The sequence below is a fragment of the Pseudoalteromonas sp. SG41-2 genome (assembly GCF_014164535.1).
Taxonomy (GTDB): Bacteria; Pseudomonadota; Gammaproteobacteria; order Enterobacterales; family Alteromonadaceae; genus Pseudoalteromonas; species Pseudoalteromonas rhizosphaerae.
This window is the reverse complement of the sequence record NZ_JACJFK010000002.1, coordinates 97,569-117,503: the sequence shown is the minus strand read 5'-3', so window position 1 is coordinate 117,503 and position 19,935 is coordinate 97,569. Positions and strand designations below refer to the sequence as shown.

The window sequence follows — 19,935 nt, the reverse complement described above, 5'->3', positions numbered from 1 at the left end:
AATAGCCACAACCACTGAAAATTTATTTTTCATCAGCATGCCGCTTAATAACCAAGGTGAATATATCAAGTCATTGAAAATTAGAACGTTCCTATTCAGCCAAAAACACTGCAATCTAAAATCGTATTTTCTGCTCTAAATACACTGTTTTTAGTGCAAGACGCTGACTTATTTTTATCATACAATCGCGGTTTAATTGGTTCTTCAAAATTGCAGTTTCCTGCTTTTTATTAAATAAATCATTCATATTTTGTCGTCAGTCTTTTTACAAGGGTTATCTATGTCACCTGAACCTAGCGTCGTGAACAATACGCTAAGCACTACCGCTATTTTGTTAGTACTTGCACTGGGTACTTTTATTTTAGGATTATCGGAATTTTCGATGATGCCGATGCTGCCATTGTTTAGCGAAACATTTGCCTCAACACCAGCACAAAGCGGTTATACCATTAGCGCCTATGCGATTGGCGTAGTGATCGGCGCACCGTTTTTTATGATCACCACAGCAAACATGCGCAAGCGTAATGCTTTGCTATTATTTGTGTCGATGATGTTTATATTTAACGGCTTAAGCGCATTTGCTAATTCGTTAGAGCAGCTTATATTATTTCGCTTTTTAAGTGGTTTACCCCACGGAGCTTATTTTGCTGTTGCCATTTTATTAGCCGCAGATATAGCACCTACCAATAAACGCGCCAGCTTTATGTCTAAAGTATTTATGGGCCTTACCATAGCAACGATTGTTGGCGTGCCTATGGTTACTTTAGTCGGTCAAAATTTTAGTTGGCGTTATTGTTTAGCGGGCACCGCAGTGCTGGCACTTGTTGCGTTAATTCTAATTGTAAAGTTCATACCAAACACAAAAAATTCAGCCCCTTCGTCGTTATTAAGCGAGTTGAGCGTACTGAAAAATAAGCTGGTTTGGTCAATTTTAGGGATCATTATTGTTGGCTTTGGCGGGGTGTTTTGCATTTATACTTATATTGCCGATACAATTTTAGTGGTCACTCACACACCAGCCTACACTATATCAATTGCAATGGTTATGTTCGGTATTGGTTGCACGCTGGGCAACTATATTTTAGGTAAGGCAGCTGATCATTCGCCCCTTAAAACCACTGGTATAGCACTTGTTGGCGCAATCGTTTTTGCTACAACTTATGTAATGGCAAGCCATAACATTTGGTTACTTTATGCGGTTATATTTTTTATTGGCTTTAGTGTCGGACTTGGCACAGTTATCCAAACTATGTTGATGGATGTATCTCCCCATGGGCACGCAATGATTGGCGCACTTGTACAATGCGCATTCAATACTGCAAATGCAATTGGTCCTTGGGTTGGCGGCTTAGCAATTGCACAAGGCGCGCAACCTAATCAAACCGGCTATGTCGCCGCAGTGTTATTTGCTGGTGGATTTATCATGTGGTTACTGAGTGCATTGCAAATGGGTAAACAAAAACCGCAACTAGTTGCCCCATAAACAGCGCTACACTCTGCGTACTTAAAGTACGCAGAGTGTAGAATTTATATCTCTTCATCTTGAAAGATATCTTCAATTTTTAATTTAAATAAACGAGCTGCTTTAAACGCTAACGGTAAACTAGGATCGAACTTGCCTTTTTCGATAGCATTCACCGTTTGCCTTGATACATCAAGTAGCTCTGCTAATTTTGCCTGAGTAAGGTCATGCTCCGCGCGCAATACTTTAAGGCGGTTTTTCATTCTTCGTCCTCAGCGCCAAGTTGTTTATTTATCACTACGACAGACACTAAATAAGTTATCCCCATAAACATCACTAAATGAGAAATCCCTTGTCGAAACGAAATTACCCCGCTCGTTTGTAATACCGAGTATGCTAAACCAAATACTAAACTCCCTCCTAAGGTAATCGCCATTGCATTTAAATGTAACCGTTGCTGCAATTCATCTAAGCCAGCTAAATGGCGTTTATTTGCCATAATCATCATAATACCTGCGCAAACATTGACCATAATTGCCACTATACTAAGTAGCGTGTTCTGCTCGCCCCACAGCAATAATGGCCCGAATGACGCAAGCGCCAAAGTTAAAACCCATGCCAGAGTCCACTTTGCTAAATAAACAGTGTTTAGTTTGTTGCGTTGTTTGAATGTTAATCCTGTTTGTTGTTTCATGCTCTCGCCTTTTTAGTCAAGTAAACTTGACTAAGTATTGTTGAGGCTCACAGAAAAGTCAAGCAGGCTTTACATAAAGTAATGTAAGATAGACATCACTTGAACTGTAACTGTTTAATAAAGCTTTTTAACGTTTAACTCAGAATATTGTATTAACTTATTGCTTGCAGTAGGATAAAACAAAGCTGTTTAAAGCAACCTCAATTTTAACAATAACAATGATGAGCCCTGCATGCGTAAATCTGTTTTCTTTGTCGGTGAATGGCAAGTAACACCTGCCACCAATAGCTTACGACGAGGTGCGCAAGTCAAACAACTTGAGCCCAAAGCGATGGATGTTTTATTGTTATTATGCGAAAAACAAGGAGAATTAGTTAGCAGTGACGAGATCATTAACCATTGTTGGCGCACTGTTGCGGTGGGCGATAATCCATTGCACAAAGTTATCACGCAATTACGTAAAGCATTTGACGACAAAGCCAGTGATCCGCAATACATAGAGACAATCCGCAAGCGCGGCTACCGCGTTATCGCCAAAATAGAGCTGCCTCTCGATGAAGAACAAAAAGCCAGCCATATAAAATGGCAAGGCAGCTCACCCTTTGTTGGCTTAAGCGCGTTTACTCCCAATGAAGCCGATGTTTTTTTTGGCCGCAGCAAGCAAATAAACACACTATTACAACGGGTATCGGCACAAATAAGTTTTGGCCGTGCTTTTAGCTTATTGCTCGGCTCTAGTGGCTCAGGTAAATCATCTTTAGTCAATGCAGGTATATTACCGGCATTAATGAGTGAATCAGGCTTTGATGGCTTTCGGGTTGAGTCATACTGCCAACTTGATTTTGCTGATATAACTAAAGATCGGTTATTTCTCGATTTAGCCTCTACCCTACTTGATTTAGAAATCAACGACGCCCCGGTGCTTAGTGATATGAGTGCCGACACCTTGAGCGAGTTATTACAAAACGCGCCCGAGCAAGTTATTGAGGGTTGCCAAATGGCTGTAAAGCAAAGCCAAACAGCCCATATAAAACCGTATTTATTTTTATTTATCGACCGCCTTGAAGTATTACTGTCGTCGCCAGTATTTAGCGAGCAAGAGCGCAGCCAGTTTTTAACAATTATAGAGTTACTGGCCACCAGTAACTGCATGATTATATTTAGCGCCTGTCGAAATGACTTTTATCCGCAAGTGGTTAATCAACCTAGCTTAATGGCAGGCAAAGCCAATGGCGCCCATTTTGACTTACTGCCGCCAACTCGCGCTGAATTAAAACAGATGATCCGCCTGCCAGCTTTAGCCGCAGGGCTTAGTTGGCAGCTTGACCCTGAGCACCAAACACCACTGGATGAAATGCTCTGTAACGACACCGCCAATAACCCCGATGCCCTGCCAATGCTGCAATACACTTTGCAACAACTGTACTTACAGCGCAGCGAAAACGATGAGCTATTAGTCTCTGAATATCAAGCATTGGGCGGTATTGAAGGCGCGATTGGCCAAAAAGCTGAGCACGTTTTTACACAACTGCCCAAGCAACAACAATCCCAGCTGAGCTTGGTATTATCAAAACTAATTACCCTGCACGCCGATGGCGAAACCCTCACCAGCCGCGCAGCCCGTTGGGATGAACTCACCACCCCGGCACAAACACAACTTGCACAAGCGATGGTCGATAGCCGCTTATTTGTATCGCACCTTAAAAACGAGCAAGCCTGTTTTAGTTTGGCACACGAAGCGCTACTACGTCAGTGGCAACGTGCCATAGACTGGATAAACCAACACCAACAAAGCTTAGCCATTAAAAGTCGCTTGCAAATCGCCACCGAGCGCTGGTTAAACGAGCAAAAACATGCCGACTTTTTATTAGCGCAGGGCAAGCCATTACAAGAAGCACAAAGCCTGATAAATAACGTTATGTTTAGCCTCAGCGCTGCTGAACTAAGTTTAATTAAAGCATCAAACCGCAGGGCAAAACGTAAAAAAAGAGTGTTACAAGCCACCGCGGTTGCCCTTATTTTACTCAGTTTTATAGCCACCTTTATGAGCGTACGCAGCTACCACGCCGAGCAAGTCGCGCAGCAAAAACGCTTAGAAGCCGAAAGCCTACTTGGCTTTATGGTGGGTGAATTTGCCGATAAACTGCGTAGCGTTAAACGTATGGATTTGCTCGATGGTATTAGCAATAAAGCGCTGGAGTACTTTACCAATCAAGCAGAAGAGCCCAGCTCTCTTTTTAGTTTTAACGACCAAAAAAAAGAATTTAACAACCGCTTTCAATATGCACAAACCCTTGAGGCAATGGGCGACGTAGCCTATTCCCGCGGCAAAACCAGTGAGGCCTATACCGCGTTTGAAAACGCCCGCACTCGCCTTGAAGCACTCTTAAAAATACAACCAGATAATTTAGAACTATTAACGCTTGCGGGCGCAAATGCTTTTTGGTTAGGCCAGCTTCATTATGATAAAAGTGATTACGCTGCCACAGAGCCAATGTTTAAAAAATACCACGCTTATAGTGAAACAATGTATTCATTAGCACCCAATGACTTTAACTCCATTATGGAGCTATCGTATTCACATAACTCATTAGGCTCCCTGTATTTAAATCAATTTAACTACCAAGCCGCAAAGCAAAATTTTACACAGTCGCTAGCTCTAAAAAATAAAGCCCTTGAACTGAAACCCAACAATAAAAATTTGCTACGCGATAGGGCCGATACTCTTAGTTGGCTTGCCAGTACAGAGGAAAAATTAGGAAACTTTAATGATACGCTTACTATGTTTAATAGTGCAGCGAACGAACTAAGTACCATGCTGAGTAAGTACCCTAATGACGCTAGTTTATATAAGGGGCTTGCGTCAAATTACATACAACAAAGTTATTTGTTAAGTTACTTTACTGACAAAAGCGCAGCTTATAAAAAAGCCGAGCAAGCAACAAACACGATTAACCTTGCTCGTTTACAAGACCCAGAAAACAACCAATTTCAACGTTCCTATTTTCGCTTTTTAGCTTTGCAATTAGCGTTATCTGATGACAAAAAAATCAATAGTAAAATAGACGAAATACTGAGTTTTATAGCTCAAGAGAAGTTTAACAATACAGTAATAATTAATACCCAAATAAGCTTGATTGAGTATTTTTTACAACGAGGCTTTTACGAAAAAGCTAAAACACTGTTAATAGCACTTGAACAAAGTGACGATTATAAAGAGCAAGTAAATCGACTTAATGAAAATGATTCGGGGTCAATTTTCGCAATAGTAAATTTAATTAATGCTAAACTAACCTCAAATAAAGAAGAAAGAAAAATATATTGCCAAAATGCACTCATTGCTTTGGGAGATAAAAAAAATAAAAGCATATATCATACCTTCCCTCTTATTCAAGCGCATATTTGCTTAAATAAAGAAGCCGAGATTACAGAATTAAAAAACAGCCTAATTAATTTGGGCATCAGTAACTTTGAACTATAACAATCGAAAAGGAAAAAACATGCTTCCAACTTTAACGCCATATATATTTAACGTAGACATTACTATAAACGATAATGACGAAGCCATAATAACTTACTATGAAAATGACAAAGTAGTGAGCGGTGGTGGCAGCGTTGTAGATGCCAACTCAATTGGCCTTTATATTATTAAAAATCATCCTAGCAATGAAGGCATCACGTTTTTTGATGTAGAGTTCTCTGAAGTTGAAGGCTTTGAAGAGTCTTGCGCTAAAGAAGACTTTGCAGGCGCATTAATAAAAGGGGGGAGAGCCATTTGTGTTTATGATTCAAATGAAAATACTGGCCGTACTTGCATGCGTTTTGTAGTAGAACGTGACGGTAAAACTTATAAAAGCCCAGACCCGCAAGTAGAAAACGATAGAAAACCTAACTAAAACAAGCTAATAATGCCTGAATACTTTGCACAGGTTAGTTAAAACCTGTGCAAATTTAAAAACAAAACAATAAAAATCAACATGTTAAAACCAGAAGATTACCAGAAGGTTTATTTGCACTTTTTTAAGTAAATTTATAGACACCAAAAACGTATAGCAAAGCGTAGGGATCAAACGTGTCTAAGCAAACAAATACTAACAACCATACACTTAATGCAAATAAGCAATCAGCTGCTATTGGCAAAACCCTTTCTGCCTGTCTTTCTCACTTACAGTTTGGTGCCTTGATTGAACTGTTTAATGGTACCGCCGAAGGCATTTTTGTTATCGATGAGCAAGGCACGTTTGAGTTTGTTAACCCGATGGCGGCGCAGCTTTTAGGTGACTCTCAGCAGTCGCTGATTGGGCAAAGCTTGCTACAATTTTTACACGAAACTGATCGTGATAAATACATGTATACGTTACTAAACTGGTTAGATATAAAAGATACTCGCCTTAACTTTGGTCCTAATGAAGTAAAAATAAATAAAGCGGATGGCAATATAATTGAGGCCGACTTATCTATTTCTAATATGCCTTCAAGCATTGCGTCAGCGCAAAAACTTTATGTATGCATATTACATGATTTAAGTATTCACAAAGCAATATATAATAAATTAAAAGTACAAGCATCAACAGATCATTTAACTGGGCTTGCTAATCGCTTCACGCTAGATGAATCATTAAAACAATACTGGCAAGAAAGTATTCAAAGCCACCAGCCATTAACTAGTATATTAATTGATGTCGATCATTTTAAGAGGTTCAACGATACCTACGGCCATATTAAAGGCGATAAGTGCTTACAAAAAATAGCCAAGGTTATTTTGCAATGTATACCATCAAGAGATTGTTTAGCCGCTCGCTATGGCGGTGAAGAATTTGCTGTTATTCTGCCACGTTGCAACCGTGATAGTGCCGCCGTTGTTGCCAGACATATTCAACAACAAATTAATGCGATGTCATTTACTGATATTGGCCTACCGCCAGAAGTTAAAGTAAGTGTGAGCCAAGGTATTGCCTGCGAATTTGATAACCAATACCGCACCTGCGAAGCGCTAATATGTGCCGCTGATACGGCTTTATATAGAGCAAAATCTGACGGCAGAAATAAAATTAGTATTAGTGCTTAATACGCTATAACGGTAAATAATTTGTCTATCAGTTACAGCTCGCTATTACTTTTTGCAGATAGAACTGCAACTTGTAAATAAAACACACTAACAGTTACATAAGACGCAAAATATTAACAATTAAGGTACATTGCTACTATGGTATTCTGATCTATTCTTTGTTGAGTAAACATTTTATTAGTAAAATGTTGTTGGTTAAAATCAACATACTCAAGGGATTACTATATGGCTAACTTAAAAAAACTGCCCCTACATTTAGCAATATGCAGTACATTTGCTTTTCAAGTAAGTGCCATTGCAGCAGAGCAACCAACTAGCGAAAACGAAGTAAAAGATATTGAAGTTATTTCGGTCACCGGCACACGTCGTAGTTTACGCAGCCTGTCGGAAAGTACAGTTCCTGTAGACTTGCTAACCAGTCGTGATCTAGCAACCACAGGCCAACTAGAAATAAGCCAAGTGCTTGCAGCCCAATTACCTAGCTTTAACTACCCAAGTGCAACCCTCGCTGATGGTACTGACCATGCAAAACCTGCAGTATTAAGAGGCCTAGCTCCCGATCACACCTTAGTACTTGTCAATGGTAAACGCCGTCATTCTGGTGCTTTATTAAACTTAGGCGGCACCGTTGGCCGCGGCTCTACTGCCGTTGATTTAAATAATATTCCAACCTCTGCAATTAAACGTGTTGAAGTACTGCGTGATGGTGCAGCTGCGCAATATGGCTCAGATGCCATTGCTGGTGTGATTAATATTGTACTCAAAGATGCCGATGAAGGCGGTAGTGTAAGCTACACCTATGGTGAGTACGACACACAAATGGCGGGCTCTCCTCAGTTACTCAGCACCAGTGCTGATGCGCAAGGTAATTTAAGCTTTGCCAAAGGCGAAGACCGTAAAGTAAACGATGGTATTACCCGAACTGCAAGTGCCAATGCGGGCTTTTCGCTTAGCGAGAATGGCTTTATCAATATCTCAATTGAAACCCGTAACAACGAGCCAACTAACCGCTCAGGTATTGATGAGCGAGAACAATATAATCGTGATGAAAACGGCGCGCTTGATCCAAAAGAGCTGACGTTTGACCGTTATAATCACCGCTTTGGTAAAGCCGATGTTGAAGATATCGCGCTATTTTATAATCTTGGCTACGACTTTAGTGATGACTTATCACTTTACTCTTTTGCCAGTTATTCAAATCGTAAAGGTAACTCAGGCGGTTTCTATCGTCGTGCCAAAGACAACCGTAATTTGCCAAGCGTTTATCCAGATGGGTTTTTACCAAACATTGACACTGATGTTGACGACTATTCGTTTGCTATCGGTTTAAATGGGGTTAGTAATGATTGGACATGGGATATCAGCACTAATTATGGTCGCAATGATTTTGCCTTAGGTGTTAGCAATAGCATCAATACCTCTATGGGTGCTAACAGTCCGACAGAGTTTGATAATGGCGCATTAGTGTATGAACAATTCCTTGTTAACATGGATGCCAGCAATAGCTTTGACTTAGGCTTACCTGATGACGTGTTTGTTACCATTGGTACTGAATATCGCCATGAAAACTACCAAATCAAAGCCGGTGAACAAGCTTCGTATTTAACGGTACTTGATGCACAAGGCGTACCTGTTGCCGCCGGTGGTGCACAAGTTTTATCAGGTTTTTCACCGGATAGTGCAACTGATAAAAGCCGCCATAACATTGCTCTATTTGCTGAATTTGATACCTACCTCACTGAAAATTGGAATGCTGTGCTAGCAGGTCGATTTGAAGACTATAGTGACTTTGGCAGTACTTTTACAGCGAAACTTGCCAGCCGCTATAGCATTACTCCTTCATTATCGTTACGTGGTGCTATCAGTAGTGGTTTTAGAGCACCGTCTCTTGCACAAACGTCTTATAAATCAGTCAGCACTGTATTTGAAAATGGCGTACCTAGAGAAGTCGGATTATTTCCAAGTAGTGAGCCTGCTGCCAAAGCGCTTGGCGCAAAAGATTTAGACGCTGAAGAGTCTGTCAATATGACCGCTGGTTTTATCTTCACAGAAGGTAATTTTAGCTTCACGCTTGATGCTTATCGTATCGATATTGATGATCGCATTGTGCTTTCTGAAAACTTAGAAGGCCCTGCTGTTGAAGCTATTTTACAACAAGCCGCTGAGCTTAATACCCAAAGTGTGCGCTACTTTACCAATGCTATCGATTCGCGTACTCAAGGGGTAGATATTGTTGCCACCTATTTACTTGGTTTAGCTGACTATGGTGACTTACGCTTAAGTGCCGCTGTAAACTTTAACGATACAGAAGTTACTCATGTGAAAGACAATCCACCGGAACTGGAAGCGTTAGGTGATGAATATCAATACTTTGCACGACGTGAAATTTCTCGATTCGAAAAAGGCACACCAGCAGATAAATGGAACCTGTCTGCAACATGGGATTATGAAAATATTCAAACCACGCTTCGTGCAACACGCTATGGTGAAGTAGTTGATACCTCAAGTAGTGCTGAGGGTGATGAGCTTCTAAAAGCAAAGTGGCTCACCGATATTGAAGTGGCATATCGTCCAACTGAGCAATGGAAACTTGCTTTAGGTGCTAATAATCTATTTGATCAGTACCCGCAAGATACGGTAAGTAATATTGGTTATAGTGATTTTAACCAAATTTTCACTTACAGCGGGTTCACGCCATATAGTTTAGATGGCCGCTTTGTTTATGCGAATGTAGCGTTTAGCTTTTAATTAAACAAATAACTACGGCCCATATAAATATGGGCCGTCTTATCGAGGGTGCATAGTTACAATCGCTACAAAGTTAAGGCTTTAGCTAATTGTTCATAGACTATTTTATGGTTACGATTTAAGTCACTCACTTTAACCGCTTTAAACCACTTAATGGCCTGCTGATTATCTTTTGCTTGCCAGCATATTTCTGCCAGCCTTAATGTATGCGAAGCTTTGGTAATATCATCGCTGCCATCGACCATATAACTTAACGAGTCAACATAATACTTAATGGCAAGGTCATACTGTCCGAGCAATTGATATGTACGCGCTAAATTCCCTTGTGCAACAATAATTTTGCCTTGATGCTGAGTTGGAAGTATCCAATCGAGTGCTTTTTTTCTACTATCTCTGGCATTTTCTAAATCGCCAAAAGCATGATAAATATTTGCTTTATTGGAATGTAATTCAAAATTAAAAATTGGGTCTTTACTCTTGCCAAACTTTCGTTCGGTTTTGAGTAGCATTTGAAAAGCGGATTCTTTATTACCAAAAACATACTGCAAATTGGCTAACTCAAGCATTCGCATTGGATCTGCAAACGCGTCGTACATCAACTGTATATCTGTAAGAGCCTTATTAGCATAGATTTCTGCAAGCTCATCATCCTCAGAGTAACGTAAGGCTTTGGCATAATAAAAGTAAACTTGGACTTTAAATACTTCAGGTAGATCATCTCGTTCTGCGAATGGCTCAACAATGATTTTTAAGGTTTCATAATCACTTTTATCGTAATAATAATCAAATAAGTAAGACTTGGCTTTGTACCACCGAGAAGAATCTAGCTCTGATTTCTCTATACGTTCATTAATATAAACTAAGCAGTCTTTCTCTGGCTGCTGTAAGCAGAATTGTTCGTGATCACTAAAGTGTTCAGACGCATTAGCTAGCGTAGAGAAAATAAAGATAAAAATAGCGACTATGAAGTGATTTTTTATCATAAAGTTTAAGTAAACGCTTAATGCTGTAAAGGATATACATAGATTAAAACATATTTGCATAAAATTATTAACAAATATTATACAAAAACAGATCGTTACGTACTAAGAGTGGGGATAATAAACTGGCTTAGGCAATTACAAAAATATTTTATAATTGCCTAAGCATTTGAAAGGTATATATACCTTTACTGATGGCGCTGAATAACTGGTCGCACAGCAGTATTTTTGTATGCTAAATTAAGCTGCTTTTTTCAGCGCTTTTTTAAGCTTACCTATTTTGGCTTTTTGTTTTGCGACTTTATCTTTACGAGCGCTGATTTCTTTTTTAATCGATTTTACTTCTTTACTGATTGCTTTAGCTGGTTTCTTTGACATTGAGTATTTCCTTTTTAATTATGTAGCTCGCAACTGCGAGAGTTGTACTTTATGATAAAAAAGAACCAGATGATACGCGCCAACCAGTTCTTCACTAAAGGTTCACACAACAGAAATAAAACTGAAATTAATCAAATACCTGTAAAAGTTATCATACTGCGTACACTAAAATACTAAAGTAGTAATAAACTACCTAACCCTAAGAAAGTGACAAAGCCAACGATATCGGTCACTGTTGTCAAGATTACTGAACCTGACAGTGCCGGGTCGATTTTCATTTTATCTAAAATCGAAGGGATCACCACGCCAGACAAAGAGGCTGCAATTAAATTAAGCAAAATAGCCACTGTAATAGTGATACTGAGCATCACATCACTAAACCAGAAATAGGTAAGCACACCAATTACCATAGCCCACACACAGCCATTTACAGCCCCTACCCTAAGCTCTTTTTTAAGTAACGCCTTACGGTTTGAGTCGGTTACCTGACCAAGCGCTAAACCGCGGACGATTACGGTAAGTGTTTGACTACCGGCAATACCGCCCATTGATGCAACTACCGGCATTAATACTGCCAATGCAACTACTTGCTCAATGGTTGCGCCAAATAAGCCAATAAACCAGGATGCTAAAAATGCGGTTGCTAAATTAATGCCTAACCAAATACCACGGTTTTTCGCACTTTTTCGTACGCTGGCAAATAGGTCTTCGTCTTCTCGTAAACCACCCGCTTTAGCTGCGGCTTCATCGGTTACCTCTTGGCGCAACTCGTAGGCTGAAGTGACTTTTAAACGCCCTAACAGCTTGTTATCTGCATTGACCACTGACATAGCCATTCTTTCGCTATGGATCACCACTTCAGCCGCTTCGTATAAGTCATCATCGGCATGTAAAGAGGCAACATCATGCACTGCAAAACTCAGCAAAGTATCAGAGTCGTTAGCTTTAAATAATGCATTAACTGGCACTTCACCAATTAAAGTGCCTTTACGGCTAACTAAATAAATCACTTCACTGTACTGAGGTAAACCTTTTTGCAAGATTTTGCGAGCACCTGCAACGGTTAGCTTTTCAGATACTTTAATAGCGTCAAAATCCAACCAGTGACCTAATTGCTCTGGGTTGTATTGCTGTGCAAGCTCGTACTGCTTAGTTTGTACTTCATCCAATTGATGGCGCGCGTATTCAACAAAGCGCTCCGGAATTATCTCTTCGAGTTCTAGTAACTCTTCAACACTCACTTCATCAAGTAATTTAAAACCGTCATCTTCATCTAGTGATTGTAATAACCAACGACAGCTATCCGCGCCTAAATTAATAAATATTTCGTGCTGGGTGTCTTCATCTAACAACTGCCAAATATCTAAACGTTGCTCTTTTGGCAATGCTTCAAACAATAACGACAAATGCTCAGTTGAGAGAATTTCTTTAGCGTCGGCTAACAGCTTGTTTTTACGTTCTGTGGTATCGCATTGCAGAAGCTCATCGATAAGCTGTGGGAGTTGATCAATCGGGTATTCAATCATGTTGAAGCCTTTGAATTTAACTACTTTGTGATTAGTTTACCTCAGCTTGAAAAAATAGTTTGAGAAATTTTGCGTGTATTCCCCACAACCTAATAGATTGTGGGGAATAACTTTTTATTTAAACCAGCCTTGCAGGCGCTCCATCAACAAGTAGTTAACTGGCACTAGCAACAAGGTAATAAAGGTCGCAAAAATAATTCCAAAACCAAGACTCACCGCCATCGGGATCAAAAATTGCGCTTGTGTTGCCTTCTCAAACAGTAGCGGCATTAAGCCTATAAAGGTCGTTAAGCTGGTTAACATCACAGGACGAAAACGTGATGCGCCCGCCATTTTTACCGCCTCCAGTAAATCCCCCCCTTCACTGCGTTTTTTATTAATAAAATCAACCAAAACGAGTGAATCGTTCACCACTACACCAATTAAGGCTAGCATGCCGAGTAAGCTCATAATGGTCAGTTCCATGCCCATGATCCAATGCCCTATTACCGCGCCTATCATGCCAAATGGGATCACACTCATAACGATCAATGGCTGCAAGTAGGATTTAAATGGGATTGCTAATAAGCCGTAGATAATAAAAAACACAAAAACCAATGCCCATGCAAGTGAACCAAATGACTCTCGCTGCTCTTTGGCTTCGCCTTCGAGTGAGTGACTTACACCAGGGTATTGCTGTACAAGCTCATCTAGGTAAATTTTTAAGTCAGCTTGGAGCACCGTCATATTGGTGTTTTCTTTTTCAATATCAGCGGTAACATTCAAAGTACGGTAGCGATCAATGCGATTTATCGACGAAGGACTTTGCCCTGGCACCAGCTTAGCTACATGCGATAAAGGCACAGTGCCGCCATCGGGTAGATTGATTAAAATATCTTTTAGATCCGCCACTGAGCGGCGCTCTTCGATTGGTAAACGCACCATTACTCGCACATCATCGCGGCCACGTTGAATACGCTGAGCTTGCGCTCCAAAAAATGAATTACGCACTTGTTGCGATACATCAACACGATTCAACCCCAGTGCTAGGCCTTGCTCTGTTAGCTCTATTTGTAGCTCTTCTTTGCCATCAGACATACTATCAGCAATATCAAATACCGTTGGGTATGTCGCTAACCGCGCTTTGACATGATCAGCCACTTCTTGCAATGTTGTCAGTGAGGTTGCCGTTAACTGTACGTCAATCGGATCGGAACTACGGCCAATTTCGGCTCTAAAAGTTAAGCTTTCAGCGCCAGGTATAATACCAATTAAATCGCGCCATTCACTGGCAAGCTCGCGCGAGCCAATATCAGAGTCGCGGCTTTCAGCGGGTGTTATTTCAAAACGAACACTGCCGGAATTAGACGCACCACCGCGCCCGCCTGTGGTGGCGAGTATATTTAAAATAACACTTTCACCTGTATCTTCATCGCGGTACTTATCTTGTAATTGGCGTGCTTTATCCGACATATCAATGACATATTTATTAGTCACTTCAAACGGTGTGCCCGTTGGCAAGGTTAAGTTAACTCGAACCGTTTCACTTGGAATACGTGGGAAGAAAATAAACTTAGTCCAACCACTGGTGATCATGGTTAAAATGATCAAGAAAATACCAACAAACAAGCCCACCGTTGCTAGTTTATGCCGTAAAGCGAGGTTTAAAATGGGCTGATAGTATTTTAAGATTGCATGCTCAAAACCATCAGCAAAACGTTGTTGGAACTTATCAAATTTTGAGGGCTCGCCTTTTTGATGACGTAATTTGATGTACTTTAAATGCGCTGGTAACACGAACTTAGACTCAATTAACGAGAATAATAGCACGGGGATCACCACCACTGGAATTTGCGCAAATAACGCGCCACGCCCACCTTCAATAAACGCCAAAGGTAAAAAGGCCGCGACTGTGGTTAAAACCCCAAACGTTACCGGCGTTGCCACTTCTTGGGTACCACGAATAGCCGCTTGTTCACCTGATTCAGCCGTTTTTAAATGAGTATAAACATTTTCACCAGTAACAATGGCATCATCAACAACAATTCCCAGTACTAAAATAAAACCAAATAAGCTCATAATGTTCAGTGTTACACCAAACAATGGCATCGCTAAAAAAGCCCCCATAAACGATACTGGAATACCAATGAACACCCAGAATGCGATGGCCGGTCGTAAAAATAACGTCAGTAAAGCCAACACTAAAATGCCGCCTTGTAAGGCATTAGTGGTAAGCGTGGCAATACGACTTTTAACCAGTTCTGAATCATCATCCCAGTAACTCAGCTCAAACCCCATCGGCAGATTTGTTTGCTGGTTTTCAATGAATTCTTTAACCTCATCCGCCACGGTAATAGCACTTTGCGGGCCGATTCGGTACACATCAATAAACGCGGCTTGTTTACCATTAAAGCGGGTGCGCACTGGGGTTTCTTCAAAGTCATCGCTAATTTTAGCAATATCTCCAAGGCGAATTATGGTGCCATCGCTTTGGTGTTTTACTACAACTTGGGCAAATTCGTCTTTACGGTAAGCTTGGCCTTTAGAGCGAATGAGTACGTCGCCGCCTTCGGTTTTTAAATTCCCCGCAGAAATGTCTGAGCTCGAATTGCTAATGGCCCGTGAAATATCACTTAAACTTAAACTATATTGGCGTAATGTATCTTGACTGACTTCAATGGCTAACTCGTAATCGCGCACGCCACTTAGTTCAACCTGCGTCACGCTCGGTAAACGTAGTAATTGATCTCGTACTTGCTCGGCGTATTCGCGGGTTTCTTTTTCGCCGTAATCGCTGGCAACGGTGACTGCAATGACTTCGCGCTTGCGCTCTGCAAGAGCTACAACGGGCTTTTCGGCATCAACAGGAAAGGTATTGATCGCATCAACCCGGCTTTTTATATCGGCTAATAACTCCCGCGGATCATAACCGCTTTCAACTTCGATGCTAACCGAGGCAGAGCCTTCTGAGGAGCGACTTGAGATCTGCTTGATCCCTTCTAAATCTTGCACTGACTCTTCAATTCGAATCGTCACCCCTTGCTCTACATCTTCTGGCGTTGAGCCACGTAATGATACGCTAACGCTAATGCGATCGGTTTCAAATGAAGGAAATACTTCAAGCGGTATTTGCGTAGTTAAACTAAATAGACCCGCAAATACAATGCTGATCAGCAATAAATTAGCTGCAACATGATTTTTGGTAAACCAAGCTATCATGGTTTATCTCCTTGCGATCTTGCTGCGCGGCGTTTTTCAACTAACTGCTCAACAGTAATACCCTGTTTCTTAGCCATCTCTTCTAGCTGCTCACGACTTGGGCGCTGTTTTTTCACAGGTTCTGTCGAGGTTGCGGGTTCACCCATTACTTTAACTCGCGTACCCGAGCTCACCTGACCAAGCGGTGTGAGTACCAACTGTTCACCAGCCGTTAAACCACTGGCAATAATTCCTTGCGTGGCGTTTTGCCATGCTAAGCTAATCTCTTTACGCTTAAGTACGCCTTGCTCAACAACATACACATAGCTGCCTTGATAAATGGTGCTGTTAGGAATAACCAATACATCGTTTACCTGTTTACCGCTGATCTGCGCTTTAATATATTGCCCTATCTTAATTGGGTATTGGTTTTGCGCTGTTGCTTTGTATGGATCATTAATTTGTGCCACCACGTACAGTTGTTGGGCGCTTTCATCAATAGCTCCTTCGGTACGCGAAATTTGCCCAAGCCAACTTTGCTTGCCGACTAAGTCTGAAGTGAAATGCACCGCTGATCCAAGTGCATTTTTTTGCCCATCACGATATTGCTCTGGTAAGTTTATAAATGGCAAATCTTTATTTTTGATTGGCAGACGAATTTCCACACTATCAATGGCATAAATCGTTGCAAGCTGAGTATTATTAGACACCACTTGGCCTAGATCAACACTGCGACTGAGTACACGACCGGCATAAGGAGCTGTAATTTTAGTACGCTCTAAATCAAGTTCAGCTTTTTCAAGTTGCGCTTGAGCTGACAACACTTGTGCTTGCGCTGCGGCTAATTGTGGTTCGCGCAACACTAAGTTACTCGCTTGTGCACCATTACCTAAACGCTGCCAGTCAACCAAAGCTTGACGTCCACGCGCTTGCTCTTCTTGTAAGCCCTGTTGCGCAGTTAATAAGTTTGCTTGTGCGGCTTTTACTTCAGCGCGGTGATCCCTATCATCAAGTTGCAGTAACACATCCCCTTTTTCAAAAAAGCCCCCTTCGCGAAACTGCTCACTAACCGCAATGATTTGCCCCGATGCTTGAGCAACTAAGCCACTTTGCGTACGTGGTTTTACGGTGCCAAAACTATCAATCATCACTTGGTATGATTGCGGTGTTAGTAACTGCACTGCCACACTAATTTGTGCTTTAGGTGGCGCTGCAAAACGATTAGCTTGCGGCGGGTTACCTTGAATGAACATAACGATTGCTGCGGTTGCTGCAATCACTACGGCTGGGATCAATATTTTTCTGGTTTTTAAGTTCATAGTTATTGCTCTGTTGATGCGTTGGTTGGCTGTGAAAAATCGCCACCAAGGGCAATATGAAGATTTATACGGTTAATAATAAGTTGGTTTTTAATTTCGATGACTGAGCTTTGTGCATCAAAAGAGCGGTCTTGTGCATCTAATACGGTGGTGTAAGTGACTAAACCACTTTGATATTGCTCAAATGATAATTGCTCTGCTGCAATAGCATTTTCTTGCGCTTTAAGCGTAGCCTGGTAGCGCTGTTGTAATGACTGCTCTTGCGAAATAGCTTGTTCAACATCATTAAATGCATCATACAAACTCGCTAAATAATTTTGCTCTTGGCTTAGCACTGCTAACCGCGCAGCTTCCTCGTTTGCTTTTAGTCTACCTGCATCAAACAGCGGCATAGAAATGCTACCAACCAACGACCATGCCAGGCTCGACGGAGAAAACAAGTCGCTTACTCGGTCTGTGCTATCACCTAACGTTGCTGATAAATCTAAGCTGGGAAAACGTTGTTTATGGGCATAGGCCAAATTAGCATCGGTACTTAACAGTTGATACCAACTGGCCATTAAACTTGGTTTACGGGTGATCAATTCTGACGGTAAACCTAATGGAATAGGTTTATCTAATAATGGTAGCTCGGCCTCGACAGTTAAGGCGCCTTTTGGATAATCTCCAGTTAGCCGTTCAAGTGTTCGAATAGCTTGATTTAATGTCGCTTTTTGCCCGGCAATTCGCGAGCGTTCAGTATTTAGTTCATTACGCGTTAAATACACATCTAACGCATCATTTAAACCTTGGCGATAACCCGATTCAATAATTGCCAAATTTTGCTCAGCGTTTTTTTCACGCTGTTGATACAGTGCCAATAGCTTTTGCGCACTGATGACATTAAACCAGCCGCTGACTACATCGCCTACTAAGCGCTGCTTACTTTGCTCAAAATTGGCTTGCTCTGCTAAAAATTCAAGGTTAGCTTGACGCTGCGCATCAGATAGCTTGCCCCATAGATCAATTTCGTAGCTGAGGGTTAAATTTGCCGAACTGGCATTATTGTAGCTAACAGGGCGATTATCTTTGCTGCGATTCGTCCGCGAAGATAAATCCAAGCTCGGCCACAACGCGGCGCCTGTGGCAATTAGCTGCTGCTGTTTAATAGCAACATCATAACCGGACTGCAAAATTTGCTGGTTATTTGCTAATGCCTGTTCAACTAGAAAAAAAACTTGTGGGTTTTCTAGCTGCTGCAGCCAATTATCTTCAACCTTTAATGCAGACGTAGTCGCTTGTTGCCAAAGCTCTGGGGTATTTGCGATATCTTGCGCACGTTCAGTAGGATTGAGCTGATTGCTGCATGCACTGAGCAGCAACACACTCACCGCCACTAAACTCGGCTTAAGTTGCCAAATCATATAAAAACCTGAATTACTGCTATTTATGAGTGTAATTCAAGCACCAGTGCAGCAATAGCTCAACTGACTTTACATAACATTACACATGCTTAAAGGAAACAGCGGTGAAGCGCAGGTTTTGTGGGATTAAAGGTGAAAGGTGAAAGGTGAAAGGTGAAAGGTGAAAGGTGAATTAGAAAACTCAACCGAGTACTTGGCAAACTTTACTTGTGCTAATTTTCTCTAAAAAAAAAGCCCCGCATTTTCATGCAGGGCTTTAATATAAATGGTGCACTGAGGCGGCAAAAAATTGTCTGGAACAATTTTTAACGTCCGAAGGATGGCCCGTAGGGCAAAATACAGGGAAGCATTTTGTAATCGAACGTAGTTCGAGGCCGCTTATGTTTTAACTTAAATAAAAACAAAAAAGCCCCGCATTTTCATGCAGGGCTTTAGTATAAATGGTGCCTCGACGCGGAATCGAACCACGGACACGAGGATTTTCAATCCTCTGCTCTACCGACTGAGCTATCGAGGCACTTAAACAGTGCTAATTAAATGTTTTAAAACATTTAATTTAAATAAATGGTGCCGACTAACCGAGTCGAACGGTTGACCTACTGATTACAAGTCAGTTGCTCTACCAGCTGAGCTAAGTCGGCACACTAAACTGTGTGCTAAGGCACGTTTCAATTTTAAAGATTGATAACTTTGGATAAATGGTGCCTCGACGCGGAATCGAACCACGGACACGAGGATTTTCAATCCTCTGCTCTACCGACTGAGCTATCGAGGCACTTAAACAGTGCTAATTAAATGTTTAAAACATTTAATTTAAATAAATGGTGCCGACTAACCGAGTCGAACGGTTGACCTACTGATTACAAGTCAGTTGCTCTACCAGCTGAGCTAAGTCGGCACACTAAACTGTGTGCTAAGGCACGTTTCAATTTTAAAGATTGATAACTTTGGATAAATGGTGCCTCGACGCGGAATCGAACCACGGACACGAGGATTTTCAATCCTCTGCTCTACCGACTGAGCTATCGAGGCACTTAAACAGTGCTAATTAAATGTTTAAAACATTTAATTTAAATAAATGGTGCCGACTAACCGAGTCGAACGGTTGACCTACTGATTACAAGTCAGTTGCTCTACCAGCTGAGCTAAGTCGGCACACTAAACTGTGTGCTAAGGCACG

At 41.3% G+C, this 19,935-nt stretch carries 13 protein-coding genes and 6 tRNA genes; 5 read left to right on the top strand and 14 right to left on the bottom strand.

The window, feature by feature from the left end:
* Nucleotides 1-280 precede the first annotated feature (280 nt).
* On the top strand, nucleotides 281-1,483 hold the full coding sequence (locus H5186_RS02120) for an MFS transporter (protein WP_182761470.1): 1,203 nt from the start codon (nucleotides 281-283) through the stop codon (nucleotides 1,481-1,483).
* A gap of 44 nt (nucleotides 1,484-1,527) precedes the next feature.
* Here the strand turns inward: H5186_RS02120 and H5186_RS02115 are convergent, their stop codons facing one another.
* A complete protein-coding gene (locus H5186_RS02115) occupies nucleotides 1,528-1,725 on the bottom strand; it encodes a helix-turn-helix transcriptional regulator (protein ID WP_182761469.1) in 198 nt (65 codons plus the stop codon).
* Complete coding sequence (locus tag H5186_RS02110) at nucleotides 1,722-2,156, bottom strand: hypothetical protein (protein ID WP_182761468.1); 435 nt, start codon at nucleotides 2,154-2,156, stop codon at nucleotides 1,722-1,724. Before H5186_RS02110 ends, H5186_RS02115 begins: the two co-directional genes overlap by 4 nt.
* Nucleotides 2,157-2,388: 232 nt before the next feature.
* Here H5186_RS02110 and H5186_RS02105 point away from each other — a divergent pair, with 232 nt between their 5' ends.
* The 4 genes from H5186_RS02105 to H5186_RS02090 all read left to right on the top strand — a co-directional run bounded on the left by H5186_RS02105 (nucleotide 2,389) and on the right by H5186_RS02090 (nucleotide 9,972).
* Nucleotides 2,389-5,637: a winged helix-turn-helix domain-containing protein gene (locus H5186_RS02105; RefSeq protein ID WP_182794067.1), complete on the top strand. Its 3,249-nt coding sequence runs from the start codon at nucleotides 2,389-2,391 to the stop codon at nucleotides 5,635-5,637.
* A 19-nt stretch (nucleotides 5,638-5,656) separates the two neighbouring features.
* Entirely contained in the window at nucleotides 5,657-6,052 is a 396-nt protein-coding gene (locus tag H5186_RS02100; RefSeq protein WP_182761466.1) for a DP-EP family protein, read from the top strand.
* Nucleotides 6,053-6,288: 236 nt separating this feature from the next.
* Nucleotides 6,289-7,224: a sensor domain-containing diguanylate cyclase gene (locus tag H5186_RS02095; protein ID WP_310737046.1), complete on the top strand. Its 936-nt coding sequence runs from the start codon at nucleotides 6,289-6,291 to the stop codon at nucleotides 7,222-7,224.
* Nucleotides 7,225-7,449: 225 nt separating this feature from the next.
* Complete coding sequence (locus tag H5186_RS02090; protein ID WP_182717024.1) at nucleotides 7,450-9,972, top strand: TonB-dependent siderophore receptor; 2,523 nt, start codon at nucleotides 7,450-7,452, stop codon at nucleotides 9,970-9,972.
* Nucleotides 9,973-10,037: 65 nt separating this feature from the next.
* Here the strand turns inward: H5186_RS02090 and H5186_RS02085 are convergent, their stop codons facing one another.
* The 12 genes from H5186_RS02085 to H5186_RS02030 form a co-directional block, all read right to left on the bottom strand.
* Nucleotides 10,038-10,955 (bottom strand): tetratricopeptide repeat protein, encoded by a 918-nt coding sequence (locus H5186_RS02085; RefSeq protein ID WP_182767523.1) that lies wholly within the window; start codon nucleotides 10,953-10,955, stop codon nucleotides 10,038-10,040.
* Between the two features lie 237 nt (nucleotides 10,956-11,192).
* Nucleotides 11,193-11,330 (bottom strand): hypothetical protein, encoded by a 138-nt coding sequence (locus H5186_RS02080; RefSeq protein WP_169020715.1) that lies wholly within the window; start codon nucleotides 11,328-11,330, stop codon nucleotides 11,193-11,195.
* A gap of 173 nt (nucleotides 11,331-11,503) precedes the next feature.
* A complete protein-coding gene (locus tag H5186_RS02075) occupies nucleotides 11,504-12,856 on the bottom strand; it encodes a magnesium transporter (RefSeq protein WP_182794066.1) in 1,353 nt (450 codons plus the stop codon).
* Nucleotides 12,857-12,970: 114 nt separating this feature from the next.
* Entirely contained in the window at nucleotides 12,971-16,054 is a 3,084-nt protein-coding gene (locus tag H5186_RS02070; RefSeq protein WP_182794065.1) for an efflux RND transporter permease subunit, read from the bottom strand.
* Nucleotides 16,051-17,352 carry an efflux RND transporter periplasmic adaptor subunit gene (locus H5186_RS02065; RefSeq protein WP_182717020.1) on the bottom strand — a complete coding sequence of 434 codons (1,302 nt, stop codon included), beginning with the start codon at nucleotides 17,350-17,352 and terminating at the stop codon, nucleotides 16,051-16,053. The genes H5186_RS02070 and H5186_RS02065 overlap by 4 nt, the downstream gene beginning before the upstream one ends.
* Before the next feature lie 2 nt (nucleotides 17,353-17,354).
* A complete protein-coding gene (locus H5186_RS02060; protein WP_182717019.1) occupies nucleotides 17,355-18,755 on the bottom strand; it encodes a TolC family protein in 1,401 nt (466 codons plus the stop codon).
* A 441-nt stretch (nucleotides 18,756-19,196) separates the two neighbouring features.
* Nucleotides 19,197-19,272 (bottom strand) — tRNA-Phe (locus H5186_RS02055).
* A gap of 48 nt (nucleotides 19,273-19,320) precedes the next feature.
* Nucleotides 19,321-19,396: transfer RNA gene (locus H5186_RS02050), tRNA-Thr, on the bottom strand.
* A gap of 58 nt (nucleotides 19,397-19,454) precedes the next feature.
* Nucleotides 19,455-19,530: transfer RNA gene (locus tag H5186_RS02045), tRNA-Phe, on the bottom strand.
* 47 nt (nucleotides 19,531-19,577) lie between these two features.
* Nucleotides 19,578-19,653 (bottom strand) — tRNA-Thr (locus H5186_RS02040).
* Between the two features lie 58 nt (nucleotides 19,654-19,711).
* A tRNA-Phe gene (locus H5186_RS02035) sits at nucleotides 19,712-19,787 on the bottom strand.
* Nucleotides 19,788-19,834: 47 nt separating this feature from the next.
* Nucleotides 19,835-19,910, bottom strand: a tRNA-Thr gene (locus H5186_RS02030).
* Nucleotides 19,911-19,935: the final 25 nt, after the last annotated feature.